This is a genomic window from Salinilacihabitans rarus (assembly GCF_024296665.1).
Taxonomy (GTDB): Archaea; Halobacteriota; Halobacteria; order Halobacteriales; family Natrialbaceae; genus Salinilacihabitans; species Salinilacihabitans rarus.
On the sequence record NZ_CP100762.1, the window covers coordinates 905,093 to 922,284 of the forward strand.

General features: G+C 68.5%; 15 protein-coding genes. 7 read left to right on the forward strand and 8 right to left on the reverse strand.

The genetic code is table 11. The features are described from left to right. The first annotated feature begins 355 nt into the window (after positions 1-355). Both NKG98_RS04810 and NKG98_RS04815 read left to right on the forward strand, forming a co-directional pair. A complete protein-coding gene (locus tag NKG98_RS04810) occupies positions 356-1,087 on the forward strand; it encodes an E3 ubiquitin ligase family protein (RefSeq protein WP_254768527.1) in 732 nt (243 codons plus the stop codon). 223 nt (positions 1,088-1,310) lie between these two features. Further along, positions 1,311-2,438, forward strand: a complete 1,128-nt coding sequence (locus NKG98_RS04815) for a M48 family metalloprotease (protein ID WP_254768528.1) — start codon at positions 1,311-1,313, stop codon at positions 2,436-2,438. 27 nt (positions 2,439-2,465) lie between these two features. Here the strand turns inward: NKG98_RS04815 and NKG98_RS04820 are convergent, their stop codons facing one another. Together NKG98_RS04820 and glmU are read right to left on the reverse strand one after the other, a co-directional pair. Beyond that, positions 2,466-2,933 (reverse strand): hypothetical protein, encoded by a 468-nt coding sequence (locus tag NKG98_RS04820; protein ID WP_254768529.1) that lies wholly within the window; start codon positions 2,931-2,933, stop codon positions 2,466-2,468. A gap of 155 nt (positions 2,934-3,088) precedes the next feature. After that, entirely contained in the window at positions 3,089-4,270 is a 1,182-nt protein-coding gene (gene glmU / locus NKG98_RS04825) for a bifunctional sugar-1-phosphate nucleotidylyltransferase/acetyltransferase (protein ID WP_254768530.1), read from the reverse strand. A gap of 357 nt (positions 4,271-4,627) precedes the next feature. On the opposite strand from glmU, the gene NKG98_RS04830 reads away from it, so the two are divergent. Further along, the gene (locus NKG98_RS04830; protein ID WP_254768531.1) at positions 4,628-4,837 is read left to right on the forward strand and encodes a DUF7563 family protein; all 210 of its coding nucleotides are present in this window, start codon (positions 4,628-4,630) and stop codon (positions 4,835-4,837) included. 72 nt (positions 4,838-4,909) lie between these two features. Here the strand turns inward: NKG98_RS04830 and glmM are convergent, their stop codons facing one another. Beyond that, positions 4,910-6,226 (reverse strand): phosphoglucosamine mutase, encoded by a 1,317-nt coding sequence (glmM, locus tag NKG98_RS04835; protein WP_254768532.1) that lies wholly within the window; start codon positions 6,224-6,226, stop codon positions 4,910-4,912. A gap of 282 nt (positions 6,227-6,508) precedes the next feature. On the opposite strand from glmM, the gene NKG98_RS04840 reads away from it, so the two are divergent. Next, positions 6,509-6,769, forward strand: coding sequence for a MarR family transcriptional regulator (locus tag NKG98_RS04840; RefSeq protein ID WP_254768533.1), 261 nt, complete (start codon positions 6,509-6,511; stop codon positions 6,767-6,769). Positions 6,770-6,788: 19 nt separating this feature from the next. On the opposite strand, the gene NKG98_RS04845 is transcribed toward NKG98_RS04840, so the two are convergent. After that, positions 6,789-7,799: a lipid II:glycine glycyltransferase FemX gene (locus NKG98_RS04845; protein WP_254768534.1), complete on the reverse strand. Its 1,011-nt coding sequence runs from the start codon at positions 7,797-7,799 to the stop codon at positions 6,789-6,791. Then, complete coding sequence (locus tag NKG98_RS04850) at positions 7,796-9,415, reverse strand: alkaline phosphatase family protein (RefSeq protein ID WP_254768535.1); 1,620 nt, start codon at positions 9,413-9,415, stop codon at positions 7,796-7,798. Before NKG98_RS04850 ends, NKG98_RS04845 begins: the two co-directional genes overlap by 4 nt. A 262-nt stretch (positions 9,416-9,677) precedes the next feature. Between NKG98_RS04850 and NKG98_RS04855 the strand changes: the two genes are divergently transcribed. Further along, complete coding sequence (locus tag NKG98_RS04855) at positions 9,678-10,784, forward strand: DegT/DnrJ/EryC1/StrS family aminotransferase (protein ID WP_254768536.1); 1,107 nt, start codon at positions 9,678-9,680, stop codon at positions 10,782-10,784. 6 nt (positions 10,785-10,790) lie between these two features. Here NKG98_RS04855 and NKG98_RS04860 read toward each other — a convergent pair whose 3' ends face one another. Further along, positions 10,791-12,503 (reverse strand): ATP-binding protein, encoded by a 1,713-nt coding sequence (locus NKG98_RS04860; protein WP_254768537.1) that lies wholly within the window; start codon positions 12,501-12,503, stop codon positions 10,791-10,793. 517 nt (positions 12,504-13,020) lie between these two features. On the opposite strand from NKG98_RS04860, the gene NKG98_RS04865 reads away from it, so the two are divergent. Continuing rightward, positions 13,021-13,353, forward strand: coding sequence for a hypothetical protein (locus NKG98_RS04865; protein WP_254768538.1), 333 nt, complete (start codon positions 13,021-13,023; stop codon positions 13,351-13,353). On the opposite strand, the gene NKG98_RS04870 is transcribed toward NKG98_RS04865, so the two are convergent. After that, a complete protein-coding gene (locus tag NKG98_RS04870) occupies positions 13,350-15,230 on the reverse strand; it encodes a DEAD/DEAH box helicase family protein (RefSeq protein ID WP_254768539.1) in 1,881 nt (626 codons plus the stop codon). The genes NKG98_RS04865 and NKG98_RS04870 overlap by 4 nt on opposite strands. Before the next feature lie 124 nt (positions 15,231-15,354). On the opposite strand from NKG98_RS04870, the gene NKG98_RS04875 reads away from it, so the two are divergent. Then, positions 15,355-15,531 carry a hypothetical protein gene (locus tag NKG98_RS04875; protein WP_254768540.1) on the forward strand — a complete coding sequence of 59 codons (177 nt, stop codon included), beginning with the start codon at positions 15,355-15,357 and terminating at the stop codon, positions 15,529-15,531. Here the strand turns inward: NKG98_RS04875 and NKG98_RS04880 are convergent. Continuing rightward, entirely contained in the window at positions 15,524-16,486 is a 963-nt protein-coding gene (locus NKG98_RS04880; protein ID WP_254768541.1) for a transcription initiation factor IIB, read from the reverse strand. The two genes, NKG98_RS04875 and NKG98_RS04880, sit on opposite strands and share 8 nt — an antisense overlap. Positions 16,487-17,192 lie beyond the last annotated feature (706 nt).

Sequence of the window (17,192 nt, forward strand, 5' to 3'; positions counted from 1 at the left end):
CAGCGGTGACCAGTGCTGGGCCGAACTGCTCCATACGCAAATTCGTCCAGAATCCGGGAAATGATTTTCCTCGGATAGAACACACTCAAGTGAACTCTGTTGGTAAATACAGCCTCTGGGCCTCGTTCAGACTGCGCTGTGTCCGCGTCTCGTCGTCGCCATCACCAACTACGAACGAGGAGACGATCCGGGCAGCACCGTGACCACGGTGTGGGAGACCTTCTATGACATCCTCGTATGAGTCAGTGTGCTCCTGATTTACTTCCCGTGAGTCCCGGAATTTTAAAGTATATATAATCGGTCATCTCTACCAATGGTCAACAGTTTTGTCATTTCGCTCAGTAGTATCGTATTCGTGGCGGTGGGGCTGATCACGTTGAACAAGGGCCGTACGGCGCGGGCCGAAAGCACCCGGATGGAGGAAACCGAGACGACGACGATCCACAACCTGAAACCAGGGCCGGTCGAGGTTAAGGGGACTGTACACGGGACCGACGATGCGACCCTCCAGCAGTCCCCCATCGACGGGACGGAGGCGTTAGCCGTCCACGTCGAGGTCAAAGAATTGCACTCGGACGGCAACGGCCCGGGCAACTGGCAGACCATCTTCGAGGACCAGACGGCCGAACCCATGTTCATCGACGACGGTACCGGCGAGGTACTGGTCGACCCCCCGGAAGACGGCGGGTTGAACCTCGATCAGTCGGAATGGAGAGTCGAAGCCGGCGACGACCCGCCGGAAGAGATCCGCACGTACGTCGAGAACGAGCCCGCACTCGATCTCCCGGATGGCGTCGACATCGGTCCATTGAGCACCGGCGAGCGCCGGCGCTACCTCGAGGGCACACTCGAACCGGGCGAGGATGTCTATCTCCTCGGAACCGCTAGGGAGACCGAGGCGGGCTGGGACAATCGCGAGTACGTAATCGACGAGCCGACGTCCGATTGTGACTTCATCCTCTCGGACAAGTCGGAGGCCACGCTGATAGAGGAGGGGCGGAGCAGTGGCCTCGTCTTCCTGGCCGCTGGCGCGCTCATGACCGTGATCGGGCTGGCTTCACTCGTCTCGCCATTCCTGTCGGTATAATAGCAGCTGTCACTACTTCTGATGCGGAATCGTTCGTCGACGACCAGGGAGTCAACCAGTGTTTCAGTCTCTTCTTCACTGTCGAACCAAGCCATATCAGTACAGCTTTCGGCGCAATGGAGTCGTGTCCCACGCCCCCCTGACTTGATCTGTAGGGAGCAACCGTACTGTGATCCAGAATTGTCCGACATAATTGTGTACTCGTTACAGGAAAACCCCGCGTATGCTTGCCCTCCAAAGTTCACCACTTTCGCTTGGTCCCCCAGTCGCCGTACTCATCACGCTCGTTCTCATCGGAAGTCTCGTCGGAGCGGTAGGAAGTGCGGTAGCCCGCCGTCTCCCGAATCCTGTCGGAAAGTACCGCCTGCTGTACGGGGCCGTGCTCTTCCCGTTTACATTGCTATCCTACGGCGTTCTGGCCCTCCTCGGGTTCGGTCCTGCGATCAGAGCCCTCTTTCCCACTGGTTCGGGTTTCCTCAGCAGCATCCTCACCGATTTCATCACCTTTCTCGCCACAGGTTTCGTCTGGCTCGTGGCCTACGCACCCACGATACGTGGCGTCCGCGACGTACGAGATGTGGAGGTGACAACGAGCGCAGCTCTTTCGAAGATGGGGCGATACGTAATCGGATTGAGCGCCGTCCTCGCAGTCGTGATCGTCCCGCTTCAAGCAATCCCATCCGAATCATCTCCCCTCGTCTTGGCAGTTGGAGTTGCGGCCATCGCCATCATTTTTCTCTACGCTTCTCCGTGGCTCTTTCTGCTACTCCGCCCAACACGGGAACCAACCGAAGACGTCGCTAGCCGAATTGCGACGCTCCGTTCCAGAGCTGGCCTCGACGTCCGGGATGTCAGAGTCCTCGACACAGACGACGAACAAACAGCTAATTCGCTCGTCCGTGGTCCACCGAACTATCGCCGGCTGTTCCTCACGAGTACGTTCCTAGATCTGCTCGACGATAAGACTGCAACTGCACTCTTGGCGATCGAGGCAGGGCGGCTCGACACTCGCGTCTTCGAAATCAGAGTAAGTACTGTGATCGTGGCTGGCATCGCCCTCATTGCGTCTCTGACCGGGGTTGGGTCAAGATGGCTCTTACTCGGGCTCTCGGTCAGCGTACTACTCTTTGGGTTCTGGCTGTCCCGGCGACAAATCCGGGCAGCCGACGAATACGCCGCCGAACGGGTAGGCGAATCCGCGCTCTCGGACGCCCTCAATCGATACGCCGGCGTTCACGCAATTGAACCAACCCGTCGACGATTCCCGAACCCGCTATCAGCCAACGTTCCTCTTGGCGATCGAATTGATCGGGTCAGTACGTCGACTGATGCTGAAGAGATAGACAGCTAAAGTAGTAGAATCGAACTCGTCTGGCGTTCACTTCCGTGTTTTACTGCCAGCGAGCCGCCCGGCCAGTCCAAGCAGTATCAGCCCCGAAACGCCCGTAATAACGACCGGTTCTATCGGGGTATGGGTCGTTCCGGAAAATTTAATTCCCCACTCTATCCAGTGGATACCGACTATACCGAGGGCACCAGCCACGCCGAGATGCCACCCGGTATGGTAGCCGTCGGTTGCCCAGCGGTGAACGAGGTGCGCACCGGCGGTACCGACCAGTCCGAGAAGAAAGAGTTCTGCGATAAAAACCACTGGCTCAACCGCTTCCGGGTAATGCAGCCCCAGTATCGTGGTAACCCTCTTCGGATTGGACGGAAAGAGAAGCGACCATCGCCACGGGCTTTCGAGCGTGTCGAGTGGAGCCGCCGCTCGAAGACCGTACACCCCTGCAAGGAGTACCGTAGCGAGAGTGGTATTCCGGATAAACGAGCTCCACCGTGTATGCATCACCCATATTTCAGTCTACTATGTTATAATTCTTTGTCTGTACGTAGTGGTCAGTAACGTCGCAAATCGAGTCGAATCTCGTGGCACATTCGCGCCTCGTATTCAACACGACCGCTGAAAACCGTCACCGGCGGAGGATTTCAACAGGGCCGTTTCTACCGGTCCCGGCCGACCGTCTCGCCGGGGGTCGTCGTCGCGCCCGCCGACAGCCTCAGCCCGGGCGTGAGGCTCGTGTTGATGCCCGTCTTGACGCCGTCGCCGGCGACGACGCCGAACTTGCGCCGGCCGGTCGAGACGCGCTCGCCCTTGACGGTGAACCGGACGGCGTCGTCGTCGTGGCGCAGGTTCGCGACGGTCGTGCCGGCGCCGAAGTTGACGTCCCGGCCGAGGACGCTGTCGCCGACGTACGAGAGGTGGCCGACGGTCGCCCCCCGCGAGAGGACGCTGTTTTTCACCTCGACCGCGTGGCCGACCGTCGAGTCCTCGCCGAGCAGCGTCGCCCCGCGGACGTAGGCGTTCGGCCCGACGCTCGCCCCCGAGCGGACGAGCGCCGGCCCCTCGATCACGACGCCCGCTTTCACCGTCGCGCCCGCCTCGACGACGACGTCGCCCTCGAGGACCGCCTCCTCGCTGACGTCGCCGTCGATCCGCCGCTCGAGGTCGCCGAGTTTCCACTCGTTGGCCGCGAGCAGTTCCCACGGCCGGCCGACGTCCAGCCAGCCGTCGAGGGTGACCGGCGAGACGGCGTACCGGTCGATCACGCGCGCCAGCACGTCGGTGATCTCGCGCTCGCCGCGCTCGCTGGCGGGCACGTCGAGCCACTCGCTCGCCTCGGCGGGGAAGGCGTACGCGCCCGCGTTCGCGAGGTTCGTCGGCGGGTCGTCGGGCTTCTCGACGATGTCGGTCACGGCGCCGTCGGCCGTGCTGAGGACGCCGTAGTTACGGGGGTCGTCGACCTCGACGGCACAGACCGCCGGCGCGGCGGAGAAGAGGCGATCGATCGCCGCGGGGTCGTAGAGGTTGTCGCCGTTGAGCACCGCGAACGGCCCGTCGAGGTGCTCGCGCGCCGCGTTCACGGCGTCGGCCGTCCCCGCCCGCTCCTCCTGGACGGCGTACTCGACCGGCACCCCCCGGTACTCCGGGCCGAAGTACTCCCGGACGGCGTCGGCCTCGTAGCCGACGACGAGGACGACCTCGTCGGCCCCGGCGTCGACTGCCGCGTCGACGGTGTGGGCGACCAGCGGCCGGTCGGCGACGGGCAGCATCGGTTTCGGGAGCGACTCCGAGAGCGGGCGGATGCGCGTTCCCTCGCCCGCCGCGAGAACGATTGCGTTCATCAGTACTGCGTACATCCAACACGGGCATAATTATACAGATGGTACTGTCCCCCGAAACCGCCGCCTGCGGCGACTTTCGGGGGTCGTCCCCCGACGTCTCCCGCCGGCCGGGGTCGACCCGCGTTCGGGACCGACCCCGGACGACGACCAGTGCGGGCCGCCCGGTCGCCCCCGAACCGCGGCTGAAAGCCGGCATTTCTTCAGGAAAGACTGAATTTCTCCGGGACGTGAACGGGGTGTGCGAGACTCGCGTCCCCGTTCGCGCAGCCGAGTTTCACGGGTGAACGAGTCGTTACGGTCGCGCCGTTGCAGTTATGCTACCTATAGTAAATATCGTACTATCACTATCCGGTTGTGATGTCGACGGAACCAACCGACGCGAAGTGGACCCCCATGGCGTCCTCCCGGAAGACGACCGCTCCCCGGTGTGTCAACTGCGGTAACCAGGTCACGCGGCAGTTCGCCCGCGTCTTCGGCGACAACCGCGACGTCGTCCACGCCTGTCCGGAGTGTTCGACGTATCGTGAGATGAAGACCTCCGACTTCATCCCGGAGGAACTGCGGTAACCCCTCGCTCGGCCCTCCCTTTCTCGGCGGCTCCCGTCGCGTTCGATCCCGTCCCCCCGAGCGACGCGGGCCTCAGCCGGCCGCGTCGGCGACGAGCGCCGTCGCCGTCTCGTACAACTCCTCGGCCCGGCGCTCCTCGCGTGCCTCGGCGGTGACGCGGATCACCGGCTCCGTGCCGCTGGCGCGCAGGAGGAACCAGCCATCCCCGGCGTCGACGCGCACGCCGTCTAACGTGTCGACGTCGTCGTACCGGTCGAGCACGCGCTCGCGAAGGCGCTCGACGACGGCGGCCTTCTCGTCGACCTCGATCGAGGTCCGCCGGATGGGGTAGGTGTCGACCGCGCCGACCAGCGCCGACAGCGGCCCCCGCTCGGCGACGAGTTCGGCGAGCCGACAGGCCGCCAGCGGCCCGTCCGGGCAGAGCGTCTCCTCCGGCCAGATCCACGCCCCGCTTGGCTCGCCCCCGAAGACGACGCCGTCGTCGGTCGCCCGCTCGGCGACGTAGACGTCGCCGACCTTCGTGCGGGTCAGCGACGCGCCGCGGGCCGTCAGGGCGTCCTCGACGGCGAGGCTGGTGTCGACCGGGGCGGCGACGCGGTCGCCATCGCCGGCGGCGTCGCAGGCGAGCAGCGCGAGCAGCGCGTCCTTCGGGACGAACGTCCCGGTCTCGTCGACGGCCATCGTCCGGTCGGCGTCGCCGTCGTGGCCGATCCCGAGGTCCGCGTCGGTGTGCTCGACGACCGCCGCCAGCATCCCGAGGGTCTCCCGGGTCGGCTCGCTCGGCCGCCCCGGGAAGGTGCCGTCGGGCTGACCGTTCAGCGTCGTCACCGAACAGCCGAGGTCGTCGAGGACCGACGCGGTGATCTCGCCCGCGCCGTTGCCCACGTCGACCACGACCTCGAGCGGTTCCGGGAGCGAAACCGCCTCCCGGATCCGGCGCGCGTGGTGTTCGATCGCCCCCTCTCGCTCGGCGCGCGCGCCGAGGTCGTTCCACGGCCGGAGGTCGTACTCGTCGGCCTCGACGCGCCGTGCGATCGCCGCCCGCCGGTCGGGGCCGAACGCCTTCCCCGAGGGGGTCCAGAGTTTGATCCCGTTGTCCGTCGCCGGGTTGTGCGAGGCGGTGACGGCGACGCCCGCGTCCGCGTCGAGCCAGCCGACCGCCCGGGCGATCGTCGGCGTCGACGCGACCCCCACTTCGAGGACGTCGGCGCCGGTCTCTCGCAGGCCGGCCGCGAGCGCGTCGACGAGCAGGTCGCCGCTCTCGCGGACGTCGCGCCCGACGACGACGCGTTCGTACCCCTCCGATCCCACCGCCCGCCCGACCGAGAGGGCGAGGGCGGCGGTCACGTCCTCGCCGACGGTCCCGCGGATGCCGCTCGTTCCGAACATGGCGGACGGTCGCCGCCGTGGACGGTTACTATGTGGCAACTAAAACGGCTCCCGGCCGGCGTCGGACGCTCGATCCGGCCGTCGGAACCGGTCACGGGCCGCCCGCGACCGGGTTAGCGCCCCCCTAGATTTCTGAACGATCATCGCCGTACTTACGTCGACGCGCCGTCGTTCCGACCGAGGTCAACGGCGTCCGGTCCCGCGACGTCGTCGCGGTCGCGGTCCCCGGCCGGAGCCACACGGCGCCGCCGACGCGGCGTCCGCTCCCCACCGACAGCCACCATGAGCGCAACCGACCAGGAGACGGACGGTAGCACCGAGCAGCGAGACCCCGCCGTCGGGGACCTGCCGCCGAGCGCGAAACTCGTCTACAAGGTCCTCGAGTACGAGGGGGCGATGACCCAGGAGGGCATCGCCGAGGAGTCCCGGCTCTGTCCACGGACGGTCCGGTACGCGCTGGGAAAACTCGAGGATCGAGAACTGGTATCGAGTCGGGTCAGCCTCGAAGACGCGAGACAGTCGGTCTACCGGCTGGCCGACTGACGAGGCGGTTCGAGTCGGCTCACCGGATCTTCTGGTAGCGATCGATCAGCAGGTCGATGCCGAACGCGCCGGCGGTGATCGTGTAGTGGGGCTCCAGCCGCGGGTTGAACTTCGCCTTGTACCGGTTGATACTCGGGACCCCGGCGCCGACGAGGTCGTAGCGGTCGATCCCGTCGCGGAGGCCGTCGCGCATGACGTACCAGTCCAGCAGGTCGTTGATCGAGAGGTCGACGTCGACGTCGGGTTTGACCCCGCCCTGCCAGCGGTAGCGCGTCGTCTCGGACTCGGCGACGAGGATGCCCCCGAGGAACTCGCCGTCGGACCGACAGACGTACGGCCGGATCGTCCCCTCGGGAAGTCGTTCGTACAGCGAGCGGGCGAACCACGCGCTCAGGTGGAACGGCCGGTTCTGGTTCTCGTAGCGCGTCCGCACCTGCTCGACGATCCGCTCGACGTCGTCGCCGTCGCCCTCCGTGACGACGTAGTCGTCCTCGGGGGCGTTGCGGACGTTGCTGCGGGCGTCGCTGCTGAACCGCCCGAGGAGGTCGTCCTCGGACCCGTCGAGGTCGACGACGTAGGTGTAGCCGGGTTCAACGTCGTAGTCGTTCCAGGTGAACGGCCGGAGGTCCTCGAACTCGGCGACGACGAACTTGCTGTACATCGGCGACAGTTCCTCGTCGATCCACTCCAGACAGCCCTCGACGAACCGGCGCGTCCGCCGGTCGGCCTTGCGCTGTTTCAGCTTGTCGACGTTCAGCAACGCGGGGCCGAGGTAGCACGTCCACGCGTACGGCGGCGGCGAGAACGCGCCCCTGATCGGCCCCTTCCGGTAGGCGAAGACGGGGAAGAGCCCGACCGCCTCCTGACCCTTGAAGCCGGCGAGGGCGTGGGCGGTCGTGTTCGTCTCCTCGGCCTGCAAAGCGAGGGCCTCGGCGCGGTAGAAGGGGTTCGTCCCGCGGGAGCGTTCGACGTAGCGGTTCCACTCGTCGGCGTCCGTTTCGAGGTCGAGTTCCCTGACGTCGACGCTCATAGGTAGCCCAGATCCGAGAGCCGATCTTCCACGCCCGCGTCGTCGGTGGCCGTGATCGGCTCGGGCTCGTAGTCGGGGTACTCGGCGCGCTCGCTCGGTTCGACGACCGAGAGCGCCCCGCCGTCCATCTCGGCGTCGACGGGGACGCCGAACAGCGAGCAGATCGTCGGCGCGACGTCGAAGATGGTCGCCCCCTCGATCGAGACCCCCTCCTCGAAGGCGGGCCCCGCCGCCGCGACGACGCCGGTGCGCTTGTGGTTCCACGGCTCGACCGGGTCGGCGAACTGCTCGCCGTCGAGGCCGGCGACGATGGCGGTGTCGAACGCCCGCGGCACCGTCAGGATATCGGGCGCCTTCCCGATCTCCGGCCCCTCGAAGTACGTCTCGCGGGGCTCGACCGCGTCGAACATCGGCTCGCCGTCGGGCGTCCGCACGTCCGACAGCGCATCGATCAGGTCCGCGCGGACCGACTCGTACTCGGATTCGGGCACCTGCCCGCTGGGCTCGCGGCCCTCGAGGTTGATCCGCACGCCGAGTTCGCTCTTCGAGCGGACGTACGCCCGCGACTCGGGGAAGTCGACCTGCTCGCTGGCCGCCCGGATCCAGTCGTTCGGGACCCGCCGGCCGATCGGTTCCGCGAGGCCGACGGTGTCGAGCGCGCCCGCCACCCGCTGGGTCGTGATCCCGAACCGCGCGGCGACGTTCATCGCCCGTTCGAGCGCGCCCGTCTCGTGGTCGCCGGCGTCCTCGCCCTCGAGGAGGTCGTTCTCCCAGGCCCGCGACCACGTGGGCATCCCCTCGCCGCCGCTGCGGGCGGCGACGTCCCCGCGGGCGCGGAGGAACTCGTTGACGCGGAACTCGGGGCCGCGGACCCTCCCGATCCCGTGGTCGCTGACGACGAGGACGTTCTCGGGGTCGACCTCGCGGAGCGTCGCGGCGAGTTGCCGGTCGACGGCCCGGTAGACGGCCTCGATCGCCTTCTTGTCGCCCGGTCGCTCGTGGAACACCGAGTCGGTCTGCTGGAACTGCAGGAAGCCGAAGTCGGGGGCGAACCGGCGACAGAGGTACCGGAACGCCTCCCCCCGGAGTTCGATCGTCCGCTCGTAGCCCTCGATCGAGGCGTGTGGCTCCGGGCCGCTCTGGGGGTAGACCCGGTAGCCGCCGCAGGCGACCTCGACGTCTTCGAGAATCCCCTCGGGGTGACACGGCGGGTCCTCCGGCGCGGTCATCCCGGGGATCAACGCCCCGTCGAACTCGCGGGCCGGGTGGGTGACGGGGACGTTGACCACGACGCTCGAGAAGCCGTGGTCGCTCAGCAGTTCCCAGACGGCCCGCTCCCGGACGTGGGTGGCGTTGACGACGTCCCAGTCGTAGCCGTCGAACGAGAGGAAATCGAAGACGCCGTGCTTGCCGGGGTTCTTCCCGGTGTACAGCGAGGGCCAGGCGCTCGCGGTCCACGGCGGGATCTGGGACTCGAGCGGTCCCGTCGACCCGACGTCGAACAGCCGACGCAACGTCGGCGTCTCGCCCGCCTCGAACAGCGGCTCGAGGACCGGCCGACACCCCGCGTCGAGGCCGACGACCAGGAGCCGCATCTCGTCGTCCGAACCTTCCATGGGCGGACCGTAGACCAGTTCGGGCTTTGTTATGCGACCGCTGTCCCCGCGTAGGTGCGGGCTGTCTCGCGCCGCGACGCGGCGTCGAGCGCCCGGTTCGGCACGTAAGCGGCGCCTGCCGCTCGGGCCACCGGAGTACGCGCTCCATCACTAAGGGAAGCCGCGTGATACGGCCCCCCATGCCTGCACCGGAACCGCCCGCGACCGATCGTTCCCCGCTGCGAGGTGACGCCCCGGACCACGACTCCCGCGCCCGGAACGGATGATCGGCGAGTCGCCCTCGCTGGTCGCCTGGTCGCTCTCGGAGCCCCGCCCGGCGGACCTCCGGTCGTTCCTCGACGTCCACGCCGACGCCTACGAGTGCTACGGCTCCGGAAAGGTCGCCCTACGAGACGGCCTCGCGCCGCTCTCCGAGCCCGGGGAGAACGTCCTCCTCCCGGCGTACCTCCCCGACGCGGTGGCCGAACCGCTCGCCGAACTCGGCCTCGAAGCGCGTTACTACGCGATCGAACCGGACCTCTCGCCGGACCTCGCGGACCTCGAATCCCGCGTCGACGAGGGGACCGTCGCCGTCCTCACGGTCGACTACTTCGGCTTCCCGACCCCCGACTTCGAGGCGGTGGCGGCGCTCGCCGACGAGCGCGGCTGCTACCACGTCGACGACAACGCCCACGGGGCGCTCAGCGTCCACGACGGGACGCTGCTGGGCACCCGCGGCCACCTCGGCATCGCGAGCCTCCGGAAGCTGTTCCCGGTTCCCGACGGCGCCGTCCTCTACCTCGGCGACGACGGCGTCGCCGACCGCTACGAGCCGACCGCCCTCGCCGGCGTCGCCGACGGGGTCGACGCCGGCGACTGCCGGTTCGTCCTCAAGTCGCTCGCGGCCGACCTGCTCGACCGGAACGCGCTAGTGAAGGAGTCCGTCGAGTCCATCGCTGGCCGCCGCGGCGGCGCCGGCGACCCGGGCGAGCGGTACGAGGCGGCGAAGACGCGGATGTCGCGGCTCACCGCCCGCGTCGTCGCCGACGTCGACCCCTCCGGGGTCCGGGCCGCGAGGCGGACGAACTACCGCGTCTGGCGGCGACTCCTCCGGGACCGGTCCGACGTCGAACCGCTGTACGAGACGCTCCCCGAGGGGATCTGTCCGCAGGTGTTTCCCGTCCGCGCCGAGCGGCCGCGGCGGCTGCTCGCGGCGCTCGAACGCGGCGGCGTCGAGGCTCACACCTGGCCGCGGCTCCCCGCGGTGGTCCGCGGCGGGCCCGCCTACGGGACGGCGCGGCGGCTCTCACGCGAGGTCGTCGCCCTCCCGGTCCACCAGCACGTCGAGCCGTCGGCGATCGAAGAGGCGGGCGCGGCGCTCCGGCGGTGACGGCGGTCAGCCGTCGTACTCGAGGGACGCGAGTTCTTCGAGGAACCCGTCGTCGACGGCGTAGGTCCCCTCGCTCACCCGGTCGAGCACCGAACGCGTGCGCAGTTCCGAGAGCAGGCTCTGGACGGCCACCGTCGAGCGCTCGACCCGGCGCGCGAGCCGCCCGGTTTCCATCGGGCCGTCGCGGACCAGTTCGGTCACGAGCCGTCCGGCGTCGGCCTCCGAGCAGCGCGAGTCGGCGGCCGCGCTCGCGAGGCGCTCGGCGATCCGCGGGCTCTCCAGCAGTTCCGAGAGCGGGCGCTCCTCGGCGGCGACCGTGATCCCCGGCAGGCCGTCCGCACCGGCGTCATCGGCCGTCGACGCCGCGTCGGGGTCGGTGTAGCCGAACTCCAGGGCGTCGCCGTCGCCGTGGATGATCCGCGCCCCGTCCTCGTCTGCCGTCCCCGCCGTGTCGGCGAGTTCCCGCAGGCGCTCCCGGAGGGCCTCGTTCTCGCTTTCGAGCGACTCGACCCGCTGGGTGCGGGCGTCGAGTCTCCGTTCGAGTTCGTCGCGTTCGGCCCGGAGGGCGTCGCGTTCGGCCCGCACGTCGTCCAGTTCGTCGTGGAGTTCGTCGCGGCGTTCCTCCAGTTCGACGAGTTCGTCGTGGAGCCGACGCAACTGCCCGCCGCCGCCGTCCGGAAGCTGGCTCTGGACCGTCTCCGGCTGGCTGAGCGCGTCGGCCATCCGGCGGGCCGCCTCGGAGACGTCGCGGGCGGAGTCGAGTTCCGCCTGCAACTCCTCGATCCGCGACTCGCGGCGTTCGAGTTCGGCCTCCAGTTCCTCGATCCGGCTCTCCTCGGTTCGCTTGCGCTCGGATATCTCCTCGAGGTCGCCGACGAGCGCGTCGGAGACGGACTTGAGATCGGGCCGTTCGAAGTCGTCGAGGCCGGGCGTCGCGCCGGCGTCGAACGTCCGCTTGCGCCGGAACTGCACCTTGCGGACGTCGACGTCGGTCCAGTCGGTCTGGACGTACGCCTGCCCGTCGTCGAGGTCGGAGACGAGTTCGGCGTACTCGGTGTCGATGATGCGGCCGACGACCTTCGTGTCGTTGTCCCACGTGAGCCGGTGCCAGACGAGCCAGTTCGCCTGCGTGATGAAGTCCTTCTTGACGTCGGCCGGTCGCTGGCTGATCCCGAGGATGCCGAGGCCGTGTTTGCGCCCGCGCTTGCCGATCTTGATCAGCATCTTGCCCGTCTCGCCGCCGCCACCTTTCTGCGGGAGGTACTCGTGGACCTCCTCGACGACCAGCAGGAACGGCTTCTTGAGCTTCTTCTCCTTGACGAACAGCTGTCGGGCCGTCTCGCGCAGGAGTTCGTCGGCCTCCTCCTCGTCGAGGTAGCCGGAGACGTCGAGGATGACCGGCACGTTCTCCTCCAGGGCGATGTCCGCCATCTGCTCGGCGTGTTCGGGGCCGATCTGGATGTCACACTCCTCGTCGGCGCCGGCGTGGAGCATCTCGTACTCCTCTTTCAGACCGTAGTACTCCCCGTCGGTGTCGACGATCAGGAGCGGGAAGCCGGCGTCGAGCAGTTCCTCGGCGATCACCGACGCCGTGTTCGACTTCCCGCTGCCGGACTTGCCGGTGACGAACCCCCGTCCCGTCAGTATCTCGACGACAGGCAGCGTCACCTCGTTGCCGCGTTCGGACTCGCCGACGACGATCTCGCGCTGCTCGCTCACGGCGCCCCCACCCCGGTCGTTCGGCGCTCGGTCATGTCGTCCGAACAGTTCCGTCCGGACACCTTGAATATTGGCCTCGCTTACACGATCGGAAAGGCCTGCCAACGAGTGGCAGTGGCGGGAAACTATTATGTGAGACCCTCCGAATGTGTGGGGTACGCGGTCGCCCCCGAGGCGACCGGAACCGACCATGACCACCGTCACGATTTCCACGATCCGCTCGCCGGCGCTCGGTAGCGCCGCGAAGCGGGTCCCGGACGCCGACCCGTATTGCGGGTCCAGTCCGTTCGCACGTGGCGGGGTCTCGGGTCGGTCGAACCCGTCGACTTCGGTCGACGCGAACCCCGTCCGCGCCGCGTAGGTCCGTATTCTCGGTCGGACGGGTCGTCCTCACCGTGGCCACCCACCCTCGACGGTGGCCACCGTCTACGATTCTCCGGCCAGCGGACCGCGCGGCCTCCCTCGCGGGTCGCGCGGGTCAGCCCCGCCGCCGAGTTCGACTCTCGGCGAGGGACTCATGGCACGAACCAGCCGAACCGTCGCCGCGACGCTCGCCGTGCGCGTTCCCGTCAACGCCGCCGGCGACCTCGTCGACGGCGCCGCACGCATCGTCGAACGAATAGACGCAGTCGAGCGCGTCGACGAGCCCCGGATGAACGGCCTCGCGCCCGGCCTGAACGACACGACCGTCCGCCTGCGCGCCCGGGTGACCGTCGCGGTCGGCGACCGCGGCGAGGACGTCGCCGTCGCGAGACGCGAACTCGAAGCTGGCGTCGGCGTCGCCGACGTGGCCGACGTCGAGGCCGTCGACCCCGACGCGACCCTCGCCGGTCGCGCCCGGGTCGGCTAGTCGTCGACGGTCCGCTCGCGGACCGCGATCCCCTTGCGGCCGAGGTGCTGGAGCTGGCGCCGGGCGAACTCCTCCTCGCGGGTCCCCCGCGTGGCGAGCACGTAGACGAGCGCGCCTCCCGCGGGGCGCATCGTCCGGCCCGCTCGCTGGGTGCCCTGACGGCGCGACCCGCCCAGTCCCGAGGCGACGATGGCGAGGTCGGCCGTCGGGAGGTCGATCCCCTCGTCGCCGACCCGGGAGACGACGAGCAGGTCGCGCTCGTCGGTCCGGAACTCCTCCAGCAGCCGTCGTCGCTCGTGGTGGGGCGTCTCCCCGCTGAGGAACGGGACGTCGAGGGCGGCCGCGATCTCCCGGCCCTGGTCGAGGTAGTCGGCGAAGACGAGCGCCTTCGCGTCCGGGTGCGCCGAGAGCAGGTAGCGGACCTCGTCGACTTTCCCCGAGTTCTCCGCGGCGATCCGGTAGCGCTCGCGGCCGTCGGCCGAGCCGTAGGCGTTTCGCTCCTCCTCGTCGCCCCACGGCACGTACCGGATTTCGAGTTCCGGTTCGGCGACGAAGCCGGCGTCGAACAGCGCCTCCCAGTCGGTGCCGATCGGCGGGCCGACGAGCGTGAAGATCTCCGTCTGGCGGTCGTCCTCGCGGATCGGGCTCGCCGACAGCCCGAGGCGGTGGCGGGACTGCAGTTGCGTGCTCCGGCGGTAGACCTCGCTGGGGACGTGCTGGCACTCGTCGAAGATCACCAGCCCCCACTCGCGGTCGTCGAACAGCGAGCGGTGCCGGTCCATCCCGGCGATCTGGTAGGTCGCGACCGTCACCGGGCGGCGTTCCTTGACGCCGCCGTGGTACTGCCCGACCTGCTCGGGGTCGAGGGAGGTAAACTCCAGCAGCGACTCCTCCCACTGGCGCGCGAGGTCCCGGCTCGGGACGAAGATCAGCGTCTCGCCGCCGACGCTCGCCATCGCGCCCATCGCGGCGACGGTCTTCCCGCTTCCCGGCGGGCCGACGAAGACCCCCTCGCCGGCCTCCTCGAAGCGGTCGACCCACGTCCGCTGGTAGTCCCGCAGGCGAACGCGCAGGTCGACGTCGAGGGGGTCGCCCGATTCGAGCGAGCGCTCGTCGCGCACGGGGTAGCCCGCCTCGTAGAGGACGCGCTTGATCGCCGCCTCCGCGCCGTCGCGCACCCAGTCTTCGGTCTCGGAGATCGGCGCGTGGACGTGCTCCTCGTCGAGTTTCTCGCGGGCGACGTTGCCCATCACCTCCGGGCTGCGGGCCGCCAGCACCGTGTAGCCGTCCGGGTGGGTGTAGAGGCGGAACTGCCGGGCGCGGTCGAACTGGCTGCGTACCCACTCCTCCAGACGCTCCGACCGTCGCCCGAGCGCCTGTCGCATCGTGCGCGCGAGCGCGTCGAAGGAGTCGTGGGGGGCGCTCCAGACGTCCTCGGGGCGGACGACGTACCGGTAGCCGCCCTCGCCGTTGGCGTCCGCGAGGTGGGCGAACTGCGACAGTTGGGCGCGGGTGAACTGGTCCGGGTGGTCGACGACGACCTCGCGGCGCTTCGGGAAGACGACGACGCGCTCGCGGGCGGTCAGGTCCTCGAGTTCGCGCGGGAACCAGACCACGGGGTCGGTCGAGACCGAGAGGCGTTCGACGTCGCCGCGGTCGGCGAGCGCTTCGAGGGCGTCGCTGACCGCCGCCTGCGAGCGGTCGAGCGCGCGGGCGACCTCGGCGGCGGTCACGACCGGCCGGCCGGCCCGCTGACAGGCGTCGTGGAACGCCGAGAGGTCGAGGGCGGCGTCCCCGTCGTCGGGACCGTCCCCGGACGGGTTCGACGCCGGCGGCTCCTCGGGTCGCTCCGAACGTGGAGGGCGATCGTCGGTCACTACCCGACCGTATCGGCGTGAGTCGTAAACGGATTTCGTTCGTCCGGCGCGGCGTCGACGGCCGGTCGGGGGTCGGACCGCCGGCGGGCGAACCCATATGCGGCTGGCCGGCGTACGGGCACGTATGTACCGCGCGATCCTCCCGGAGGGGCAGATCCTCTGTGACCGATACGAGCGCAACGATCAGGGCGTCGAGCTCTACAACGCGAACGACCGGTTCATCGCGTTCGTGCCGTACTCGAACCTGCACGCGCTGCTCGACGAGGACGTCTACAGCGAGGACGAGCGGTCGATCATGTAGCCGGCGCCTGGTCGATGGCGTCTAGCTGTTCGCGGTAGCGGTTCCGGACGGTGACGACGGTCGTCTGTGCGGTCTCCGCGACCGCCCGCTGGGGGATGGTCTCGTCGCAGAGCAGGCCGGCGGCGTAGATCGCGGCGGCGGCGTAGCCGGTCGGTGACTTCCCCGAGTGCAGTCCCTGTTCGGTCGTCCGGTCGATGATCTCGATGGCCTTCGTCTCGACGTCCTTGCCGACGTCGAGTTCCGAGCAGAATCGGGGGACGAACTGGCGGGGGTTCGTCGGTTCGAGGTTGATGTCGAGTTCGTCGGCGATGTAGCGGTATGTGCGGCCGATCTCGCGCTGGTCGACCCGCGAGACCGCGGTCACCTCCTCCAGACTGCGCGGGATGCCCTCCTTGCGGCAGGCGGTGTAGAGCGCCGAGGTCGCGACCCCCTCGATCGATCGGCCCCGGATGAGGTCGCGCTCCAGGGCCTGCCGGTAGATGACGCTCGCGGTCTCCTTGACCGGCGTGGGGACGCCGAGGGCGCTGACCATCCGGTCGATCTCCGAGAGGGCGTACTTCAGGTTGCGCTCGCCGGCGTTTTTCGTGCGGATGCGTTCCTGCCAGACCCGGAGCCGGTGGAGCTGGCCGTGCTTGTCGGCCGACATCGAGTGGCCGTTGGCGTCGCGGTTGCGCCAGTCGATGGTCGTCGTCAGCCCCCGGTCGTGCATCGACTGGGTCAGCGGCGCGCCCACGCGCGAGAGCTGATCGTGTTCCTCGGCGTTGAACGCGCGCCACTCCGGACCGTAGTCGATCGGATCTTCGGTCAACACGAGGCCACACTCCCGACAGACCCGTTCGCCGCGGTCCGGGTCGTGTACGATCGTGTCGGTCTCGCAGTCCGGACACCGACCCGTCTCCGACTCGGCGGCGGCCTGTGACTCGTATCGGGCGTGATCGCTGCGGGACCGCGTCATCAGTAGCCGGTGGGAATCCGCGCGCCACTGTAAGGGGTTCACATGGTTTCGGGGGAAACACCGACTTACTCCAGTCGACGGCGCGCCGACGGAGAGGTAAAGAGAGCGGAGAGTGCAGGCGTCGCGTCCGCCGTCCCGGAGCGGACGCGAACGACGCCGAAACCGCGTCCCATCGGTACGAGCGGGCCGGGTGACCGCCGCCGATCACCCTGCCCACCGTGGGAGACGTGAACGATCGACATGAAACGTCCGCATCGTTCGCGGCCCCGCCGCCGATAAATCCGGTCTTCACCGGGTAAACGGGTCTTTCGTCGCCGAACCGTCGGCCAACTTTATACTCGTCACGGCGTACCCGTCAGGCCGTCAGCCGTGTCTCTGCCACCGCCGCACGCCGACGCCGCCGGACCGCCCCGCGGACGCCGCCGGGTCCGACGACCTGCCCAGGGCTGTACGCCCACGATACGCCCGGGCAATCGTTCGATACCGCGGGCCCGTTCGAGCCGCGATTCGCTCGCTCGGAGCGCGCCGTCAGCCGGTCGAACGTCGTTCCCGGATACGCCCGGAAGTCCGCCCGTACAGGCTTTGCAGCCGGTGCGAAACGTGGCCGTGCTTAAGAGTCTCACCGTTGGCCTCCAAAATGGTGTGTCAATCGTGACTGCGAGCGAGCCTTCGACGGTAAAGCGGTTGCTCTCGGCGCTTTCCCGGG

Bases quoted from the DNA above. Each gene is read 5' to 3' on its own strand.
- NKG98_RS04830 (WP_254768531.1), top strand. From the start codon at position 4,628: ATGTCGACGGAACCAACCGACGCGAAGTGGACCCCCATGGCGTCCTCC.
- NKG98_RS04865 (WP_254768538.1), top strand. From the start codon at position 13,021: ATGGCACGAACCAGCCGAACCGTCGCCGCGACGCTCGCCGTGCGCGTT.
- NKG98_RS04875 (WP_254768540.1), top strand. From the start codon at position 15,355: ATGTACCGCGCGATCCTCCCGGAGGGGCAGATCCTCTGTGACCGATAC.
- NKG98_RS04820 (WP_254768529.1), bottom strand. From the start codon at position 2,933: ATGCATACACGGTGGAGCTCGTTTATCCGGAATACCACTCTCGCTACG.
- glmU (WP_254768530.1), bottom strand. From the start codon at position 4,270: ATGAACGCAATCGTTCTCGCGGCGGGCGAGGGAACGCGCATCCGCCCG.
- glmM (WP_254768532.1), bottom strand. From the start codon at position 6,226: ATGTTCGGAACGAGCGGCATCCGCGGGACCGTCGGCGAGGACGTGACC.
- NKG98_RS04845 (WP_254768534.1), bottom strand. From the start codon at position 7,799: ATGAGCGTCGACGTCAGGGAACTCGACCTCGAAACGGACGCCGACGAG.
- NKG98_RS04815 (WP_254768528.1), top strand. From the start codon at position 1,311: ATGCTTGCCCTCCAAAGTTCACCACTTTCGCTTGGTCCCCCAGTCGCC.
- NKG98_RS04880 (WP_254768541.1), bottom strand. From the start codon at position 16,486: ATGACGCGGTCCCGCAGCGATCACGCCCGATACGAGTCACAGGCCGCC.
- NKG98_RS04855 (WP_254768536.1), top strand. From the start codon at position 9,678: ATGATCGGCGAGTCGCCCTCGCTGGTCGCCTGGTCGCTCTCGGAGCCC.
- NKG98_RS04850 (WP_254768535.1), bottom strand. From the start codon at position 9,415: ATGGAAGGTTCGGACGACGAGATGCGGCTCCTGGTCGTCGGCCTCGAC.
- NKG98_RS04840 (WP_254768533.1), top strand. From the start codon at position 6,509: ATGAGCGCAACCGACCAGGAGACGGACGGTAGCACCGAGCAGCGAGAC.